This is a genomic window from Mycobacterium sp. RTGN6, assembly GCF_033804605.1.
In the GTDB taxonomy this organism is placed as follows: Bacteria; Actinomycetota; Actinomycetes; order Mycobacteriales; family Mycobacteriaceae; genus Mycobacterium.
The window spans coordinates 458,876-476,296 of the sequence record NZ_JAPZKZ010000003.1 but is presented as its reverse complement, the minus strand read 5'-3'; the positions used below and the strand labels follow the sequence as shown (position 1 = coordinate 476,296).

General features: G+C 61.7%; 15 protein-coding genes. 12 read left to right on the top strand and 3 right to left on the bottom strand.

Annotated elements, in window-relative coordinates; all coding sequences use genetic code 11:
* Positions 1 to 116 precede the first annotated feature (116 nt).
* The 5 genes from SLQ33_RS10330 (at position 117) to SLQ33_RS10310 (ending at position 6,389) form a co-directional block, all read left to right on the top strand.
* Positions 117 to 1,979 carry a DUF4012 domain-containing protein gene (locus SLQ33_RS10330; protein ID WP_413467622.1) on the top strand — a complete coding sequence of 621 codons (1,863 nt, stop codon included), beginning with the start codon at positions 117 to 119 and terminating at the stop codon, positions 1,977 to 1,979.
* 145 nt (positions 1,980 to 2,124) lie between these two features.
* Positions 2,125 to 3,585, top strand: a complete 1,461-nt coding sequence (locus SLQ33_RS10325; RefSeq protein ID WP_319453722.1) for a polysaccharide biosynthesis tyrosine autokinase — start codon at positions 2,125 to 2,127, stop codon at positions 3,583 to 3,585.
* Between the two features lie 38 nt (positions 3,586 to 3,623).
* A complete protein-coding gene (gene gmd / locus SLQ33_RS10320; protein ID WP_319453721.1) occupies positions 3,624 to 4,676 on the top strand; it encodes a GDP-mannose 4,6-dehydratase in 1,053 nt (350 codons plus the stop codon).
* Positions 4,676 to 5,659, top strand: a complete 984-nt coding sequence (locus tag SLQ33_RS10315) for a GDP-L-fucose synthase (protein WP_319453720.1) — start codon at positions 4,676 to 4,678, stop codon at positions 5,657 to 5,659. The genes gmd and SLQ33_RS10315 overlap by 1 nt, the downstream gene beginning before the upstream one ends.
* Positions 5,652 to 6,389 (top strand): class I SAM-dependent methyltransferase, encoded by a 738-nt coding sequence (locus SLQ33_RS10310; RefSeq protein ID WP_319453719.1) that lies wholly within the window; start codon positions 5,652 to 5,654, stop codon positions 6,387 to 6,389. Before SLQ33_RS10315 ends, SLQ33_RS10310 begins: the two co-directional genes overlap by 8 nt.
* Here SLQ33_RS10310 and wzy read toward each other — a convergent pair.
* On the bottom strand, positions 6,386 to 7,816 hold the full coding sequence (wzy, locus tag SLQ33_RS10305) for an O-antigen polysaccharide polymerase Wzy (protein WP_319453718.1): 1,431 nt from the start codon (positions 7,814 to 7,816) through the stop codon (positions 6,386 to 6,388). The two genes, SLQ33_RS10310 and wzy, sit on opposite strands and share 4 nt — an antisense overlap.
* 70 nt (positions 7,817 to 7,886) lie before the next feature.
* Positions 7,887 to 8,837 carry an NAD-dependent epimerase/dehydratase family protein gene (locus SLQ33_RS10300; protein ID WP_319453717.1) on the bottom strand — a complete coding sequence of 317 codons (951 nt, stop codon included), beginning with the start codon at positions 8,835 to 8,837 and terminating at the stop codon, positions 7,887 to 7,889.
* Between the two features lie 462 nt (positions 8,838 to 9,299).
* On the opposite strand from SLQ33_RS10300, the gene SLQ33_RS10295 reads away from it, so the two are divergent.
* Entirely contained in the window at positions 9,300 to 10,130 is an 831-nt protein-coding gene (locus SLQ33_RS10295) for a hypothetical protein (RefSeq protein WP_319453716.1), read from the top strand.
* A 57-nt stretch (positions 10,131 to 10,187) separates the two neighbouring features.
* Positions 10,188 to 11,204, top strand: coding sequence for an acyltransferase (locus SLQ33_RS10290; protein ID WP_319453715.1), 1,017 nt, complete (start codon positions 10,188 to 10,190; stop codon positions 11,202 to 11,204).
* Positions 11,205 to 11,233: 29 nt separating this feature from the next.
* Here SLQ33_RS10290 and SLQ33_RS10285 read toward each other — a convergent pair whose 3' ends face one another.
* Complete coding sequence (locus tag SLQ33_RS10285; RefSeq protein ID WP_319453714.1) at positions 11,234 to 12,037, bottom strand: class I SAM-dependent methyltransferase; 804 nt, start codon at positions 12,035 to 12,037, stop codon at positions 11,234 to 11,236.
* Positions 12,038 to 12,140: 103 nt separating this feature from the next.
* Here SLQ33_RS10285 and SLQ33_RS10280 point away from each other — a divergent pair, with 103 nt between their 5' ends.
* The 5 genes from SLQ33_RS10280 to SLQ33_RS10260 all read left to right on the top strand — a co-directional run bounded on the left by SLQ33_RS10280 (position 12,141) and on the right by SLQ33_RS10260 (position 17,413).
* Positions 12,141 to 12,935, top strand: coding sequence for a hypothetical protein (locus tag SLQ33_RS10280; RefSeq protein WP_319453713.1), 795 nt, complete (start codon positions 12,141 to 12,143; stop codon positions 12,933 to 12,935).
* Positions 12,936 to 12,938: 3 nt separating this feature from the next.
* On the top strand, positions 12,939 to 13,904 hold the full coding sequence (locus SLQ33_RS10275) for a hypothetical protein (RefSeq protein ID WP_413467621.1): 966 nt from the start codon (positions 12,939 to 12,941) through the stop codon (positions 13,902 to 13,904).
* Between the two features lie 229 nt (positions 13,905 to 14,133).
* Positions 14,134 to 14,781 (top strand): hypothetical protein, encoded by a 648-nt coding sequence (locus SLQ33_RS10270; RefSeq protein WP_319453711.1) that lies wholly within the window; start codon positions 14,134 to 14,136, stop codon positions 14,779 to 14,781.
* Between the two features lie 23 nt (positions 14,782 to 14,804).
* A complete protein-coding gene (locus SLQ33_RS10265; protein ID WP_319453710.1) occupies positions 14,805 to 15,938 on the top strand; it encodes a glycosyltransferase in 1,134 nt (377 codons plus the stop codon).
* Positions 15,938 to 17,413 carry a hypothetical protein gene (locus tag SLQ33_RS10260; protein WP_319453709.1) on the top strand — a complete coding sequence of 492 codons (1,476 nt, stop codon included), beginning with the start codon at positions 15,938 to 15,940 and terminating at the stop codon, positions 17,411 to 17,413. The genes SLQ33_RS10265 and SLQ33_RS10260 overlap by 1 nt, the downstream gene beginning before the upstream one ends.
* The last annotated feature ends 8 nt before the right edge of the window (positions 17,414 to 17,421 follow it).

Here is a 17,421-nt window from a genome sequence, read left to right as displayed (position 1 = left end):
AGAGGCTGCGCCTAGTCTCGTCCGACGCGACTCATCAGCCCGTGCGTCCTGAGCCAGCCCTCGTGAGGCTGCACCCCCGTCGTGCACACCGCAGCCGAGCACGGGAAACCTCCTGAGTGGATATTTTCTCGCGACGCTCAAATGGAAGTACGCCGGACGATGAAGCTGACCCTCGTCGTCAATCGGACGAAGACGGGACACTGTTGAGTCGGATCCCCGGACTCCGGAGCCGGCGTGAAGTCACGTTGTCTGGCCTCGTACTGGTACTGATCGTCGGCGCATTTGCCTGCTGGCTGGGCGTTCGAGCCTTCGAGGCGAAGTCGAGCCTCGAACAAGCCCGCCACAGCGCACAGCAAGCGAAGGACGCGCTGCTACAGGGGAATACCGAGGATGCGTCGCAGGCTGCAGATGACGCGCGTTCCCACGCGCAGGCAGCACGCGATGCAACCCATTCGGTGCCATGGAACATTGCCTCAGCCGTGCCGTGGTTGGGCAGCCCATTCAAGACTGGTCAACAGATATCCCACGTGGTGCTCGGCCTGGCAGCCGACGTATTGCAACCTTCCGCAGCTGTCGGCACAGCGATCGCACCAGATCGGTTGCTCGAAAACGGCCGCGTAGACGTGCAAGCGCTCCGCGACGAGGAACCTCAGCTGAGCAAGATCTCCGCGGATGCCCGCCGACTCGACGCTGACGCCATGGCAATTTCCGATCCCACATACGTTTCCCTGCTGCGCGACGCTCGCACGCAACTTCAGGGGCAGACCGCTGAAATTGCCAACCTATTGGAAAACACTGCGCTTGCCGCGCGCGTCGCTCCATCGATGATGGGCGCCGACGGTCCACGTACGTACTTCATGGGGTTCCAAACCAACGCCGAAGCCCGAGGGACGGGGGGACTGCTCGGCGGATTCGGAGTTCTCCGATTCGACAACGGCACTCCGACCGTGGATACCTTGGCGCCGAACACCGAACTCGACAAGCACTTCACCCCGATTGACCTCGGCCCCGAATACGCCGAGCAGTATGGATTCACCAATCCAAGCACCGACTTCCGCAACAGCAATCTCAGTTCTCACTTTCCGTACGCAGCCCAAATCTGGAAGGACATGTGGTCGCAGCAGTCGGGAATGAACGTCGATGGAGTCATCGCGATCGACCCGGTCGCGCTGAGCTACGTGCTCGGTGCAGTCGGGCCCATCACGATGCGCGACGGTGAGATCGTCACGCAGGACAACGTGGTCGAATTGACTGAGTCGACCGCCTACGTCCGCTTTCCGACCGACCAGAAGGCCCGCAAGAATTACCTTCAGGACATCGCAAGCGAAGTCGTGAAGAAGATGACGGGGCCGGTGGAATCTCCGCGGAAGTTGCTCGACGCCCTGGGCAAGGCGGTGAGTGAGCGCCGAATCGCGGTCTGGAGTTCGTCGCCTGCCGATCAAGAGGTGCTCGAGGAGACGGCGCTCGCACATACGATTCCGGACGATCCAGCGCCCTACGCCGAGATCGTCGTCAACAATCTCGGCGGAAACAAACTCGACTACTATCTCGCGCGAGAAATCGAGTACGCGGCCGATGGCTGTGATGGCGACACGAGAACGTCAACCGTCACGGTTCGGTTGACGAACACGTTGCGGGACAAGACGGTACCTGAGTACGTGGCAGGTACGGGAGGCCTACTCCCTCAGCTTCCGATCGATGTGCCAAGCGGCACGATGCTGACCTCGGTGCGTCTTCTCGCGACTACGGATGCGACGGTGGCGAGCGTACTCGCCAATGGCCAGCGGGTACCGGTATTCACGGGCACGGAACGCGGCCACCCAAGCTTCGAAGTACAGGTAGCCATTCCGCCTGGCCAATCCGGCGAATTGAGCTTCCACCTTTCCGAACCGACGGCTCCGGGTGCACCGCGTGTTCCGATTCAACCCTTGGTGGACACCGTCACTCCCAAAATATCGGTGCCCGAATGCTCGCGATAACTCGCGCACGCACGAAGTGCCGCGCTATTCGCCGCGATTCCCGTTTTAGGGGCTTGATGGAAACGCTGAACGATATACTTCCGCACAATGCAGCGTCGAATGGCGGAGCAATAAGAGCGGGTCAGTCAGCGGCGAAGGGGTGGCATTGAGTCTGCAGAGCTTCATCAAACTCCTTCGCTCTCGGTGGGTCACCGTGTGCCTTACGATCCTGGTCGCGGTATTGGGTTCCGTCGCGGTCACGCTACTGACCACTCCGCTCTATCAAGCGTCGACGAGGCTCTTCGTGTCCACGTCAACAGGGGGTGCCTCGGCATCCGACTTGTATCAGGGCAATCGCCTCTCGCAAGAACGTGTGCTCTCCTACACCGAGCTACTCATGGGCGAGACCCTGGCTCAGCGCACCGTTGACAAACTCGGCCTTGAGATCAGCTCGCAAGCGCTACAACAAAACGTCAAGGCCAGCGCGAAACTCGATACAGTTCTGATAACCGTGGCGGTCCTCGACCAGTCTCCAATCCGGGCGCGCGACGTTGCGAACACCTTGTCCGACGAGTTCGTCGCCATGGTGCGCGAATTGGAGACTCCGGCGGGAGGCAGGGCCGACGCACGCGTCGTCGTCGAACAACGCGCATCAATCCCCGGGTATCCGGTGGTTCCCAAACCGCTGCGCAACATCGTCATCGGCCTCGTCCTTGGCACGGCCTTGGGTATCGGCCTTGCGGTGCTCCGCGACGCGCTCGACAACACCGTCAAGGACCGGCAGACGCTTGAAGAGCTAACCCGGGTCGGAATTGTCGGCAGCATTCCGCTCGACAAGGAACGCCGGAACAAACCCGCGATAGCGTTCGATACCGACAACTCGGCAATCGCTGAAGCATTTCGCAAACTTCGGACCAACCTGCAGTTCCTCGCGGTCGACAACCCGCCGCGCGTAATCGTCGTCACCAGTTCAATGCCGAACGAGGGTAAATCCACCACGGCGATAAACATTGCGCTGGCGTTGGCGGAAGCCGAACACAACGTGGTGCTCGTCGATGGCGATATGCGGCGGCCAATGTTGGACAAGTACCTCGACTTGGTCGGGTCCGTAGGATTCAGCACGGTGCTCAGCGGCCGAGCAACCCTTTCCGAGGTGTTGCAGAAGACACGATTCCCGGGCTTGACAGTGCTCACCGCGGGCACTGTTCCGCCGAATCCGAGCGAGCTCCTCGGGTCATTGGCCGCCAAGAAGGTGCTCAGCGAAATGCGAGCGCAGTTCGACTACGTCATCGTGGATTCGTCCCCGCTTCTTGCGGTCACGGACGCAGCGGTTCTGGCGGCCAACGCAGACGGCGTGCTGATCATGGCGCGGTTCGGGCAGACCAAACACGACCAACTCGCACAGGCGCTCGGAAATCTTGAGGATGTCGGCGCTTCAGTGCTCGGCGCGGTGTTCACGATGACGCCCTCGCGCAGACATGCGTACTCCAAGTACAGCTACTACGGCGACGACGGGCCGCGGCGAGCATCGAGCCACGAACCACCCGCCGAACCAGCCGCGCTGAATCCACCAGCCAACACGGACGTCCCACAGCCGGCCGGCAATAGACACGAGTCGTCGGAATGACGCGTTTCCCGTCGAAGACCAAGAGCCACCGGGCGCCAATGACCAAGCGCGCCTTGATAACCGGTATCACCGGCCAGGATGGCTCCTATCTTGCGGAGCTGTTGCTCGGCAAGGGCTACGAAGTACACGGGCTCATCCGCCGCGCGTCGACATTCAACACCGCGCGCATCGACCACCTGTACGTGGATCCGCACTCGCCGGACGCCAGGCTGTTCTTGCACTACGGGGACCTCAGCGACGGAGTCCGACTGGTGACGCTGCTCGCCGACATCCACCCCGACGAGGTCTACAACCTCGCCGCGCAGTCCCATGTGAGGGTGTCATTCGACGAGCCCGAACACACGGCCGACACCACCGGGACTGGAACCATCCGCATGCTCGAGGCCGTGCGGCTATCGGGCATCGAGACGCGTTTCTACCAGGCATCGTCATCCGAGCTGTACGGGGCGACGCCTCCACCCCAGGACGAGGACACGCCGTTCTCCCCACGCTCTCCCTACGGCGCTGCCAAGTTGTACAGCTACTGGATCACCAGGAACTACCGAGAGGCATACGGCCTCTTTGCGGCCAACGGGATCCTGTTCAACCACGAATCACCGCGTCGCGGAGAGACATTCGTGACCCGCAAGATCACCCGTGCGGTCGCCGCCATCAAGGCCGGCCGGCAGGACTACGTCTACATGGGCAATCTCGACGCGGTTCGCGACTGGGGCTACGCCGCCGAGTACGTCGAGGGCATGTGGCGGATGCTGCAGGTCGACGAGCCCGACGACTACGTCCTCGCGACGGGCGTAGGAATCACGGTCAGGGAGTTCCTGCAGATTGCGTTCGAGCACGCGGGCCTCGACTGGGAGGATCACGTTCGGTTCGACGAGCGGTACCTTCGCCCCACCGAAGTCGACTCGCTGATCGGAAACGCGTCCCGAGCCCGCAAAAACCTTGACTGGGTGCCCACCATCCACGGCCCCGAGCTGGCGCGCCTCATGGTGGATGCCGATGTCGAGGCACTCCAGCATGCGGGCAACCCGTGGATCGACACGGTGCGGTTGGACTCGTGGGGAACGCCGGCCGTTCGCGAAGCAGCCATGTGATGACGGCCGGCGTAAAGCCTTCGCCTGCTGAGCTAGACCGCGATGCGACGTTCTACGTCGCCGGACACCGTGGCCTGGTCGGGTCGGCGATCGTGCGCAGGCTGCAAGCGGCGGGGTTTGAGCACGTCGTCGGCAAGACGTCAGCTGAGCTCGACCTGAAGAATCGCGACGCGGTCTTCGACTACCTCGCCGAAACCAAGCCGAGGTACGTCGTGCTGGCCGCGGCGAGAGTCGGCGGGATCTTGGCCAACGACACCTATCCGGTGGACTTTCTCAGCGAGAACATCCGCATCCAGGTGAACGTGCTCGACGCAGCACGTGAAGTTGACGTCCAGCGCCTGCTGTTCCTGGGGTCCTCCTGCATCTACCCGAAGTACGCCGAGCAACCGATCCGCGAGGAGGCGCTGCTCACCGGGCACCTCGAACCAACCAATGACGCGTATGCGATCGCAAAGATCGCTGGAATCGTGCACGTGCAGGCGGTGCGCAAACAGTATGGCCTGCCGTGGATTTCGGCGATGCCGACCAACCTTTACGGAGCAGGCGACAACTTCTCCCCCACGGGCTCGCACGTACTGCCCGCACTGATCCGCCGCTACGACGAGGCGGTTGCGTCGGGTACGCCGTCGGTTACCAACTGGGGCACCGGGTCACCACGACGTGAGTTCCTACACGCCGACGACATGGCTGACGCCTGTCTGCACCTGCTCGAGCACTACGACGGACCGGACCACGTTAACGTCGGTAGCGGCACCGATGTCACGATCCGGGAGCTCGCGCAGACCATTGCGTCAGTCGTCGGCTACACCGGCGAAACCGATTGGGACACTGCGAAACCCGATGGCACGCCCCAGAAGCTGCTCGATGTCTCGAAACTCGCGCGGGCGGGATGGACGTCGAAGATCGGACTGCAGGAGGGGCTGGAACGCACGGTCGCGTGGTATCGCGACCACGTCGGCGCACTGCGAGGCACACATGGATGATCAAGAACTGAAACGCCGGTTTTATCCCGAGGCGAACATCAGCGGGTTCAGCCACGTCGACGGTACGGTGGCGTGGTTCACCCAGATCGCGGCCGTGCTCCGGCCCAATCACTACGTTCTGGATTTCGGCGCGGGCCGGGGTGAACCGCTAGTCGATGATCCAGTCGACTGGCGGCGACAACTGTGCGACATCAAAGATCGGTGCCAGCGACTTGACGGTTGCGACGTGGATACGGCGATCTTGGAGAACCGGTTCCTCGACCACGCCGAGGTGATCCGCATCGGTGAGCCACTTCCCTATGAGGACAACAGGTTCGACGTCGTCATCGCACGATCCGTGCTAGAGCATGTGGATACGCCACGATTCACCGCGGCAGAACTACTCAGGGTGACCAAACCGGGCGGATTGATCGCGGCCGTCACGCCCAACAAGTGGGGCCACATCGCCGTGGGAGCGCGATTGGTACCCAACAGAATGCATGCGCGGGCGCTGGAATCCATTCAGCCGGGGCGCAAAGCGGAGGATGTCTTCCCTACCCGATACCTGATGAACACACCGAAAGCGTTGCGGCGCGCGTTCGCTGGCGCCGATGTGTACGTGACACCCGGAGCCTCCGAGCCGGCCTACCACTTTGGGAATCCCGTGGTGTATCGCATCGTCAAGTCGCTGAACAAGCACCTACCGTCGGCAGTGCAGCCCACCCTGTACGTCTATGTGCGTAAACGCTAAGCCACGTTGAATCGATCTATGCCATTGGATTTCCGGGTGGGCGGGCCTGGGGACTTGGATACCAATGAGACAACCCAGAAAAGCAACAATGTCCACACCAAGGGCCTCAGCGGAGAGTCGAGTGAGTAGCGTGGAATCTCCGCAATCAATGCCAATGTCATTAGGTAGAACACCGCGCGCCACGGAGAATCGGGAAGTTGCGCTGCCGAGCGTTGCACAAATGCCACGAAAAGCCCGAGCATGAACAGCAGAACGGGCACGGCAAGCACGCCGAAATCCACATAGATGTCGACGATGACATTAGATCCAACGCCCCATCTCGCCCACGTGCCCAGGAGTATGTCATTCAAAACGTCCGAGCTCTGTATGTAGGGCATATCCGGAGGGACCATTAGGCCGCGGATAAAAGGGATCACTCCACCAACGCCAATTAACTTATAGAGGCCGTATCCATAATCGATGTGCTCCGGAACGCTCGCGAGGGCTGCCCGCACACCAACGGTGCTGATGTTGAAACTCGTGTCGCCTCCGTAGGAAGCTGCGGTCACTCCCCACCCGCCTAAGAAGAAATCGAGCACCGACCCGATTTTCCCGGATCGGAATGCCTCGATCGCGTTGTACAGCGCGATGGCGACGGTGCAAAGCACGGCCAGCACCCATCTGCCCGCACGGAACCGAAAGGTTACGAGACCGCCTATCGCGACAATGGCGATGAGCATGAACGAGTTACGATCGCCATTCAATAGCAGCCGGACGGCCCAAAGGCTCGACAATAGCGCCGAGAACGACAGCAAGACGGAGCGCGGATCCTCCCTTGAGCCAGGAAGCGTCCACACCGCAACGGACACCATCGAGAGCACGACGATGGCCAGATACACACCCTCGACCAGAGGGCCGCCAGTGATCTGACCGCTGTACCTTCCTTCTCCTGCCGCCTTCCAGCCGAAAGCCGAATAGACGACAACGAGCAATACCTGCATGACGAAAACGGGGAGGACGACGGCGTTGGCGGTTACTTGATCCAAGCGGTTCGTCCGACGATTTGGCTCGGCGGGCCTTGACTCGGGCGCCCTTAGCGTCCGTATCCCCGCGCGGAAAGACATCGTGCCGATCGAACACAAGAGAATGGCGTGGTTGGACTGATCGATGAACGTATCTTGAAAGAAGGCGCTTTGGGAAACATCGTAGATGCCGAGGACGTGGATCTGGTACGGGTAGAAGAACACCAAGTACGAAAAGAAGAGGAACAGAAACTCCGCGGTCAAATACGTGGGTAGACCACGATAGATGGTCACGGGCCGCCGGACGGCGTCCACGAGCAGGCCATATTGCAGCAGAAGGCAAGCCCAGATCAACGCGGAGTCGACACCCGACGGGACTATCGCGTACGCGGCCAGAAGGCCGCAGATCAAGACCAGCTCAGCCAACGGAAGTCTCGCGCGCTGAGAACGAGCAGAGCTCGTATGGGATCGTGCGCTGACCATCAGAGCGTCGCAATCAAGATGACGACACCAACTCTGCTGCCCAGTCGAATTGGCGTGCGATTCCTTCCCGCAGACTCACCGTCGGTTGCCATCCCAACACCGAGCGGATGGCTGCGGTGTCGCCGCCCGTCCTTTGGACATCGCCTGCGATGGCTTCGACGCGTGTGACCGAAAGCTTTGAACCGGCAAGCTCTTCGAAGACTTGCAGGACCTCATTGACCGAAGTGTGGGAACCGCCCGCGACGTTCAGAACAGTGCCAGGGAACACGTCGCGCGTTGCGGCGCGCAGGTTCGCCTCGACCACGTCATCGACGAAGGTGAAGTCACGTATCTGCTCTCCCGAGCCGTAAACCGTGATCTCGTCGCCCCGCAACGCCGCCTTGGCGAAGCGAGTGAACGCCATGTCGGGGCGTTGACCGGGCCCATAGACCGTGAAGTAGCGCAGAGATACCGTCGGCACTCCGAAGCTCGCGGCGTAGAGACCGCAAAGGTGCTCGGCCGCAAGCTTGGTCACGCCGTACGGGCTGAGCGGCTGCGGGCGGTCGCGCTCACTCGTCGGGTACCGCTCCGCATCGCCGTACACCGAAGATGACGACGCGTACACCAGGCGGCGGAGCGTGCGACTACGTCTACTCGCTTCCAAAAGCCGTTGAGTGGCTTCGATGTTGCAGTAGGTGTACGTCGAGAATTCCGTCCCCCAGGACGACCGGACCCCAGGCTGGCCGGCGAGGTGGAAGATCACGTCGACACCATCGAGGATGCCATTCAATTCGATGACGTTGAGATCACCCTCGATGAAAATTGCCCCGGCGCGAATTGCGGCGTCGGCGTTCGCCCGCTTGAGCCCAACATCATAGTAATCGGTAAACGAATCGAGGCCTATTACGTCATGGCCTTCGTCGAGCAGGCGTTTGGTTAGGTGTGACCCGACAAATCCTGCGGCACCGGTTACCAAGGCATGCATCCCGGACTCCCCCTCCAAGTCACCGAGAACGACTCGGCCACGTGGAACCCCGCCTAGACCGAACGCTCAGACCTCGGTTGCCGGAGGGTTTCAATGGGAGCAACCCTACACAGGAAATGGCATAGGCGTAGGCCAACGCCGTGGGATCAATTCAGAAAATAGCCACTGACATGCACGCGCTGCCAATGCCTTTCGACGCCACTTCGTCATCGGGAGTTGCTGTTCGGCACCGGCTGCGTACATTCCGAGGGTCCCGGCCGACTAGTAATGCAGTGCGCGGTTTGCCGCAATTACCGTGGGCAGCCTAGATTCCGCACTCGGGAAGGAATGAGACCGCGGTCCATCGCTTTTGGGAACCTCACTTCGCCCTCCTCGTGGCAAGATTTCGTGTCTATGGGGATCAGCTACCTCGGGGCGAGGATGATGTGGGATGCCAAATGCCGTGGCGTCCACTTCGATCGGGTGCTCACCCTGGGCCACCAAGCCTTGCGGCTGTTCCCGTCGGAAGCGGATTATTTTCGTGATTCCTACCGAGAAGCATTTGACTCGACAGTCACCCCGCTCGATGGGCACCGCTGGGAGGATTACGTCGACGGATTTCTGCGCGACTTCCTTGGCGCGACGTCCATCACCGTCCTCGACGCGTCGTCGTACGAAGGTGCAGACACCATCCACGACATGAACACCCCCGTACCCGAGGCGTGGCACGGTCAATATGACGCGGTCATCGATGGTGGGTCTCTGGAACACATCTTCAACGTCCCCACTGCGTTCGCGAATCTCGCCAATATGCTCAAGGTCAGCGGCACGATTTTCGTCAATACACCGGCCAACAACCTCATGGGTCACGGGTTCTATCAGTTCAGCCCGGAGTTGATGTTTCGCGTGTTCTCGGAGGACAACGGATTTGCCATCGAGAACGTCCTGCTTTATGAAGCGGACTACCCGTCGGTGGAGTTGAACAAGAAGCGGACGGTCTACAAGGTGGTCGATCCCGACGAGGTCCGTCAACGAGTCGGCCTGCTCAACAAGAAGCCCGTCATGATGATGGTGGAAGCCAAGAAGATTCGCGATGCGCCGATGTTTGCGACACCACCGCTGCAGAGTGACTACGTCGCGCTCTGGGATGCTCCGCAGGGAGGTCGGGCGATGCCTGCATGGCGGCACAGAGCCAAGCGGTCAGTCAACGCGCTACCCATTGCGCTACGTGCGCCGATTCTGGGGCATCTCCAAAAGTGGCGATTCTCCCTGAACAACAAGGCCTTCTACGCGCGGCAGCGGTGGCTACCTTGAGTCGCGTGGACGCAGTCCGTTGGACTCCCTAGTGCGCTTGGGCAGAAGGGCGCGGTAATGGCGGAACGACGCCGCTTGTGGGCACTCGACGGGCTACGTGGGCTCGCGGCACTCGCGGTTGTCGCATACCACTATCTCGACCGCGGACCGAGTCTGTACTCCGAACTCGGGCAACGGCATCCGTGGCTCGACTGGGGCCGATACGGTGTGCAACTCTTCTTCATCATCTCGGGCTTCGTGATCTTCAATTCAGTGCGGGGCACTGCGACGCGCCGATTCTTCGCCAACCGAGCCATTCGGCTCTATCCCGCATATTGGGTCGCGGTCATTCTCACGTTCACCGTAGTGCTGGTGTTCGGGTTGCCCGGTCGAGAGACGTCCGCACCCGTTGCGCTGATGAATCTGACGATGCTCGAGGGATTCTTCGGAATCCCCTACGTTGATGGTGCCTATTGGACACTGGCGATCGAGTTGACCTTCTACGTAGCAATCGCACTGCTCGCCCGCACACGTGCACTCGCCGACCGCTTCATATTCGTCACGCTGTTCGCGTGGCTCGCCGTGGCTCTGACCGTGCGAACGGTGGGCTTCCTGTTCAACGGCAACGCAGCAATCGACGTGCTAGCAGGCATCGCATACTGGATGCCGGTGTTTCTGATCGGCATTGCCCTGAACATCGGCAACGACACTGGGCGTTGGTTACTGCCGATCGCAGTCATCGTGACCGCGCTCATCATCGTTGCGCCAGGCGACTTGTCGGTGGTGCCGCCGCTGACCGTCGCTACGCTACTTACGGTTGGCGCAATCTATGTGAAACTGCCCGAGCGCTTACGCCCTACCTCTGACTACCTCGGTGAACTCTCGTACCCCGTCTACCTCGTGCACCAAAACATCGGGTACGTAATTCTGCTTGCGCTAGTACCACTGGGCATACCTCAGTTGGGCGCTACGGCAATTGCCGCTGCCACTGCCATTGCACTTGCAACAGTCATCTCGTACTCGATCGACATCCCGGTCCGGCGGCGTCTGCGCGCCCTGGTCGCAGCTAGGTCCAGGTCGAGCGACACGGCTTGAATCGTCGAAATGCGTGCGTTCGCAAAGCTTCAGATGCCAATTTTGGCAGTTGTCAGATACATCATCCGGGTGTTGCGGTATGCCCAGCCAACGAGCCGATCGACTGGCGCGGGCAATCGCGGATTCCCGAGCTTGAGAAGCGCTCGCTCCGTGGATACCTCCCTATGGTCGACCGCCAGTCCGGCCGACTCCAGGGCGTGCCGGATAACGGCGGGCCGCCGATAGAACGTCTCTTGGTCGCTGTAGTCCGAGAAGATCTTCGTTCGCTCTTCCAGCGTCCACTCCGTGAAGTACGGTGCCGCCCAACCGACGCGAAGGGCAAGCCGTATCGCGCTGCGCCGCACTCTGCCCTTCGGCAACCAATGGACAAGCGGAGTGAAGAGGTGCGGCTCGATGAAGGCCCACTTCGCAGGAAATACGTGCAAGCCGACACCACCGGCTTTCGTGGTTCGTGCGACCTGTCTTGCGAGCTGTTCCAAGTCGGAAACGTGTTCAAAGACCTGATCGGAAATCACGATGTGGAAGTGGTCGTCGGGATACGGGTACACCGTGCCGTCGAGCACGGCCAACCGGTCGGGCCCAAGGTAGTCGCGGCCATTGTCGATGTACTCGGGGCGCACGTCGATCCCGTACGCATCGAACCCCTGCTCCAAGAGCCACGCAACGGTGTCGCCCCTCCCGCAGCCGACGTCGAGCACCCGAAGCGACGAGCGGTCGTGTCCCTCGGAAACTCGTGATAGCCACGCGGCTATGGTCGGGCCGGGATCGCTCGGCTCCGTTAGCGGGCTCAGCTTTACGTCGCGGCCACTTTCGTTGAAGGACGGCAACGGCATGAGGAATTCTTACTACGCCGCATCCCGAATGGCCAGCAGGCAGCGCTGCACGCATATCGAATCGTCGAGAATGGATGCTGGACAACAACTACCATTCCTTGGCATGGGGGAGCGTAAATGGATCAGGTCGTGGGCCGCAGCAACCGCAGTCGTAGTGACCAGCATCCTCACTTCGTGCAACCATGAGCCGCCCGCGTACGAATCCAAGTACCGGCCACCGTCGACCACGCCGTTCACCACAACCCCGCCTCCATTGCCCCCGCTGCCGACGGAGGCGTCGTTCGTCGACGACTTCAACCGCCCCAATTCCACCTTCGGCCTAGGCGAGGGCTGGGATCTGCGCGGCAGCTACCTGGGCAGCTTCCCGCTGCCGCCAGCCACCGACGGGTTCATCAAGGATGGTTCCTTCACATACGGCGGCGACAGCATCGTCGCCGCCGTACGGCAACTTCGCAGCACGGTACGCCGCATGGGCGCCGTGGGGCATTGGGCACAAACTCGACCGGGCGCCGAAACCACGCTCGCCATGGCGATTACAGCGAATGACCACCTGTTCTCCGACGTCGTGCTCTTCACGGCCAACCGCGCGCGGTGGGACCTGTCGGTGCGACGCGCCAATGGCGTCTTCTCCTCCATGGCACAACGAGATTTCGCACCGCCACTCGAGCTGGATCGTGCGTACCAGTTCGAGATCGAAGCGACCGACACTGCGGTGACCGTGCGGGTGCCGGACGCTGAAACCACCATGCAGGTGTCCACCGTCGGGTTGCTGGGTGATCGCGTGTTCTGGCAGGAGTTCGCCAAGCCCACGGATTTGCCCGCTGGCGTCGTATTCGACTTCGACACCGTTTGGGCCGTGGAGGATCACCAGCCCCTACTCCCGGTGCCGGCGCTCTGAGCAATGGCGCGCACCCGATTGCTCGATGCGAGGATATCGCTATGTCGTTATGCCGCTGAGGAATTCGCCCCCGATCATGGTGGCGGGCTGCTTTCCAGGCGGCAGGCGATCCGCCGTCTGGGTCTGTTGGGCCTGTCCGTCGCTTCGGTGTCGGCGTTGACCGTCGCGTACGGCAACGAGCGTGCCGCGCAAACGTCGTTGTCCGGAGCGGATGCCTTCGTAGATTTCAGAACCAAACCGGACGGTGAGCCACCTGCTGAGCTCGACACCGGGCAGCCGGTCGACTACGTCCAGGACGCCTGGAAACCGACCCGCAAGCCACGGATCGTTGGCGGCGAACTCGTCCACGGCACACTGCCCGAATCCGGTGCCTTCGCGAATTACTATCAGGCCCGGCTCGACGGCGAATGCCGCGCCTTCGGCACTACCTGGACGGTCGACAGCAGGGACGGGTCATCAACCTCCGGCGTGATGTGCCTAGCGGCATGGGCTGGCTTCTATGAATCCGGGACTGGGAAGGCAGTGCCAAAGACTCCTGGTCACATAGTCATCGACACCATCACCAGCGAGTGGCAGTGGTGGGTCAGCGACGGTGGCGGCGCAAAGGCGGACCATCTCAAGGCCGTGAAGGTCGGCAGGTTCACCCCGCCCGCTTCCGACGGCGTGGCGGTCTGGGAGACCGCGGTCTATCTCGACGTCGACAGCGGCATGGGATACCTGTACTTGCCAGGGAACGACGCGGCGACCGGCACCAGGTACGTCACGCTCAGCGACGCCGAGGTTGCGACCGGCCTTGCGGCGGTTGGTCTTCCGGCCACAACCATCGGAGCTACCCGCGCCCGGGGCAATGTCGTCATGGTCGAGCACTACGCAAACAGCGCGGCAGGCACCGCCCGGTACCCCCGATTTCTAACCATGTGGGCGAAGACCCTGCCCCCATCTCGACCCTTCGATGGTCCGCCCAGCTGACGGGTGGGATCTGAAACGTTTGATGCCGTGCTGCGAATGTGCCGCCCTCATGTCACAAACCCGGCGCATCCGATTGCCAGCCCGCCTCGCACAGATTGCGGCCCGAATACAAATCGCCACGCGTGCGATCGATTACTAAAGCGTTGTTGACAAGTCCATCCCTCGGATCTGCGGTACCGTCGGAATCACCCTGTCAGGAGGGACGAATGTGAATGTGCGATCGATTCTCGTGTTCTTCATCGCGCTGCTTCCGGCAAGCCGGTTCAAGAATGCCGCGCTCCGTCTGCTCGGTTGGGACGTCGGCCAAAGCGTCGAAATAGGCCCGTGTCTGATGCTCCGACTAGATGGGGCACAGCTTGGCGATGACGTCAAAATCGGGCCCTTCAACGTCTTCCGGAATCTAGCGCGATTCGAACTTGGGGAAGGTGCACAATTTGGCCAATGGAATTTTGTGACCGCCTCTCACCACATGCGGCAAGCGGGCGGGCCGGGCAGCTTTGAGTTGGGCCCGCATTCTTCGATCACTTCTCGACACTACGTTGACTGCACCGGCGGTGTTCGCGTAGGCGCCTACACCACGATCGCCGGTGAGCGATCGACATTCCTTACCCACGGTATTTCATGGGTCACCTCGGATCAGACATACGACGGCATCGAGATTGGCGACTTTTGTTTGCTCTCATCCAATGTGCAAGCAGCACCCGGGACATATGTTGGGGATCGCATCGTCGTTGGAATGGGAGCAACAATTGCGGGCAACCTGTCGGAACCAGGTCTGTATGTGCAGCCGCGCGCGACGCTGGTCAAGCGTGACCTCGGTGGACAATATTTCGAGCGGCAGCTCGGCAGCATAGATAGCGTTCGGCCACGGTCGTGACTCCTGCCTTTCTTGGGGAATAGATGCGGAGCGGTCCACGAAAGTCACCGATGAGAGTCTGTTTCTTCGTTGCGAATCTTGGTGACGGAGGGGCGCAGCGTCAATGCATCGCGCTACTCAACGCGCTTCAGCACGATTCAGCGGTTGAAGTCCATCTCATTCTCCTCGGCTCCGGGGAGCATGAAGACAGCCTCGATGTGTCCGGGCTCAGCGTGCATCGCACCGAGGTGCGCAATTTCGCCAGCCCGGCAGCACTCGCGTTCGTAGTGCCCACACTGCGGCGTGTGCGTCCTGACGTGTTGATCTCTTGGCTGCACCCCGCCGACATTTGGTCGTACGTGGCGACCCGCATCGTCCGTGGAGTGCCCTGGATCATCACGGAGCGCGGATCTACCTACCCTGACGAGCCCGTCTACAACGTCAGGAAGCGGTTCGGACGCCGCGGCGCCGCCGCGATCATCGCGAACTCGCCACCGGGCAAACAACTTTGGGACTCACTCACGCCACGTTCACCAGTGCGTGTGATTCCCAATATGGTGCTCGACGGCGGAGCTCCTTCCGGAGCGAGCGTTGACAGGACGGACTCGACCGAGTGCCTCTTCGTCGGCCGCCTTGAGCCGCAGAAGAACGTCGGCGCAATGACTTCGGCGTTTTCGCGGTTCGCTGTCATGCACCCACAGGCCAGGCTCGTCATCGTCGGCCAGGGTGCCGAAACGGGCGAAGTGGTGCGGATCGCGGAAGACGGCGGCGTCGCCAACCGGGTCGACCTGCTGGGCTTTCGTAGAGACGTCCCGAAGTTGATGTCAGCTGCTCGCTTGCTGCTGTCCTTCAGCCGGCACGAGGGCATGCCAAACGTCGTCATGGAAGCTGTTGCCGCAGGTCTTCCAGCCGTCGTATCTGACATCCCAGAGCACCGCGCGCTGTTGGGACACGACTACCCGTACTACGTGCGCCTCGACTCGCCTCCGGATGAGGCCGTGGGCGTCATCGCGCAGGCGTGGGCACATGGTCCGACGCAAGGAGAGCGCCTTTACGCGCATGCCAGGGGCGTACTAGCGGCCTCGACACCCGAGCAAGTCGTAGCCGCGTACGTCGATGCGTTTGCTGAGGTCATCGACCGGGCCAAGGCCAACAGAGCCAGAAGGATGCTCCGGTAGTGGACTCTGGCACGCGTCGCAACTTTGCTACGTACTACCTGAACTTCGTCGTCATGGCTGCAGTCGGGTTTGTCGTCAACCCGCTCCTCCTCGGCGCGCTCGGGCCGCTCATGTTCGGCGTCTGGAAATCACTACAGCGCTACCTCGACTTCGCGACAGTGGCAGACGGCAGAGCCTCTCAAGCTCTCAAGTGGATCGTGGCCAGCCGGATCACGCTGACGGACCAGGAAAGACGGCGCGATGTCGGGGCCGCGATCATCGTATGGTTTCGATGGCTTCCGGCGGCGGCTCTGGTGGCCGCAGTCGTCACCGTCGCGGTCCCACTGCTCATCAAGGGCATCCCCGACGATGCACGGTCGATGGCCTACGCCACCGCGGCAATCCTTGCGGCCAACACCGTGCTGGCCGGACTGCTTGCCGTGCCGGACTCGGTGCTCACCGGCGTGAATCAGGGCTACAAGTCAATGCTCGTCACGACAGCCGTCGTCATCGCGAGCAACGGTGCAATGATCGTCGCGGCCGTTTCCGGCTGGCCCTTGTGGTCGCTGGCAGTAATCGTCCTTGTCGCCGCGGTCGCCAACGCTGCGCTCACTTTGATTGTCGCCAAACGCGCCATCCCCTGGTGGGGCATTTCGCGACCGACCGCGCCGGACTTGCGGCGGGTCCTCGGGTACAGCGCATGGACACTCGGCTGGGTCGTCGTGGACAAACTCTTCCTTGCCTCCGAGCTCGTGGTCACCAGTGTCATGTTGGGTGCCGTGGCCGTAACCCAATACACGTTCACCACCTATGTGATGCAGTTCGTCCTCACGATCGCACTCGTGACGGCGAGTGGGTTCATGCCAACGCTCGGTTCCCAACTCGGCGCAGCGGATCACAGTGCCGCGGCCGAACGCACGAGGTCGGTCCGCCACCTCGTAGTCGGGGTCGCCGTGCTGGGCAGTGGTGCCGTTCTGGCCTTCAACGGCGCAATCGTCACGCTCTGGGTCGGCGGTGATCAGTATCTCGGCACAATGCTGAACACGCTGCTCGTCGTATGCGGCCTGCAGTTGGCACTCATCCGGATGGACGGGCAGATCCTCGATGTCACGATGCGCATCGCGCCGAAAGTCCTTGTCGGGCTGGTCAGTAGCGCCGGCGGGATCGTCGCCGGTTGCGTCGCCTTTGCCCTCACGCACAACCTCGCTGTCGCATTCATCGCCGTGATCGTCCTGCGGTTGGCCAGCAACGTGGCGTACCCACTGTTCGTGGCACGGTCGATCCCCGGGTCGGCGGTGCCTTGGCAACCAGTCATTCTGGGCGGGGCGCTCCTCGCACTCTCGTTCGGCATCGGGCCGATGGCCCAAGGCGGTACACCCCTCGTCACGGCTGGACTCGCGGTGGGCTGGCTTCTGCTCGCAGGCGCCGCGGCGTGGTTTGGACTCGTCCCGCGGACCACGGTGCGGGCCATATTCACCCGCGAGGTTTCAGCGTGAGGGGATCT

Bases quoted from the DNA above. Each gene is read 5' to 3' on its own strand.
- gmd (WP_319453721.1), top strand. From the start codon at position 3,624: ATGACCAAGCGCGCCTTGATAACCGGTATCACCGGCCAGGATGGCTCC.
- SLQ33_RS10315 (WP_319453720.1), top strand. From the start codon at position 4,676: ATGACGGCCGGCGTAAAGCCTTCGCCTGCTGAGCTAGACCGCGATGCG.
- SLQ33_RS10310 (WP_319453719.1), top strand. From the start codon at position 5,652: ATGGATGATCAAGAACTGAAACGCCGGTTTTATCCCGAGGCGAACATC.
- SLQ33_RS10300 (WP_319453717.1), bottom strand. From the start codon at position 8,837: ATGCATGCCTTGGTAACCGGTGCCGCAGGATTTGTCGGGTCACACCTA.
- SLQ33_RS10290 (WP_319453715.1), top strand. From the start codon at position 10,188: ATGGCGGAACGACGCCGCTTGTGGGCACTCGACGGGCTACGTGGGCTC.
- SLQ33_RS10285 (WP_319453714.1), bottom strand. From the start codon at position 12,037: ATGCCGTTGCCGTCCTTCAACGAAAGTGGCCGCGACGTAAAGCTGAGC.
- SLQ33_RS10280 (WP_319453713.1), top strand. From the start codon at position 12,141: ATGGGGGAGCGTAAATGGATCAGGTCGTGGGCCGCAGCAACCGCAGTC.
- SLQ33_RS10275 (WP_413467621.1), top strand. From the start codon at position 12,939: ATGGCGCGCACCCGATTGCTCGATGCGAGGATATCGCTATGTCGTTAT.
- SLQ33_RS10265 (WP_319453710.1), top strand. From the start codon at position 14,805: ATGCGGAGCGGTCCACGAAAGTCACCGATGAGAGTCTGTTTCTTCGTT.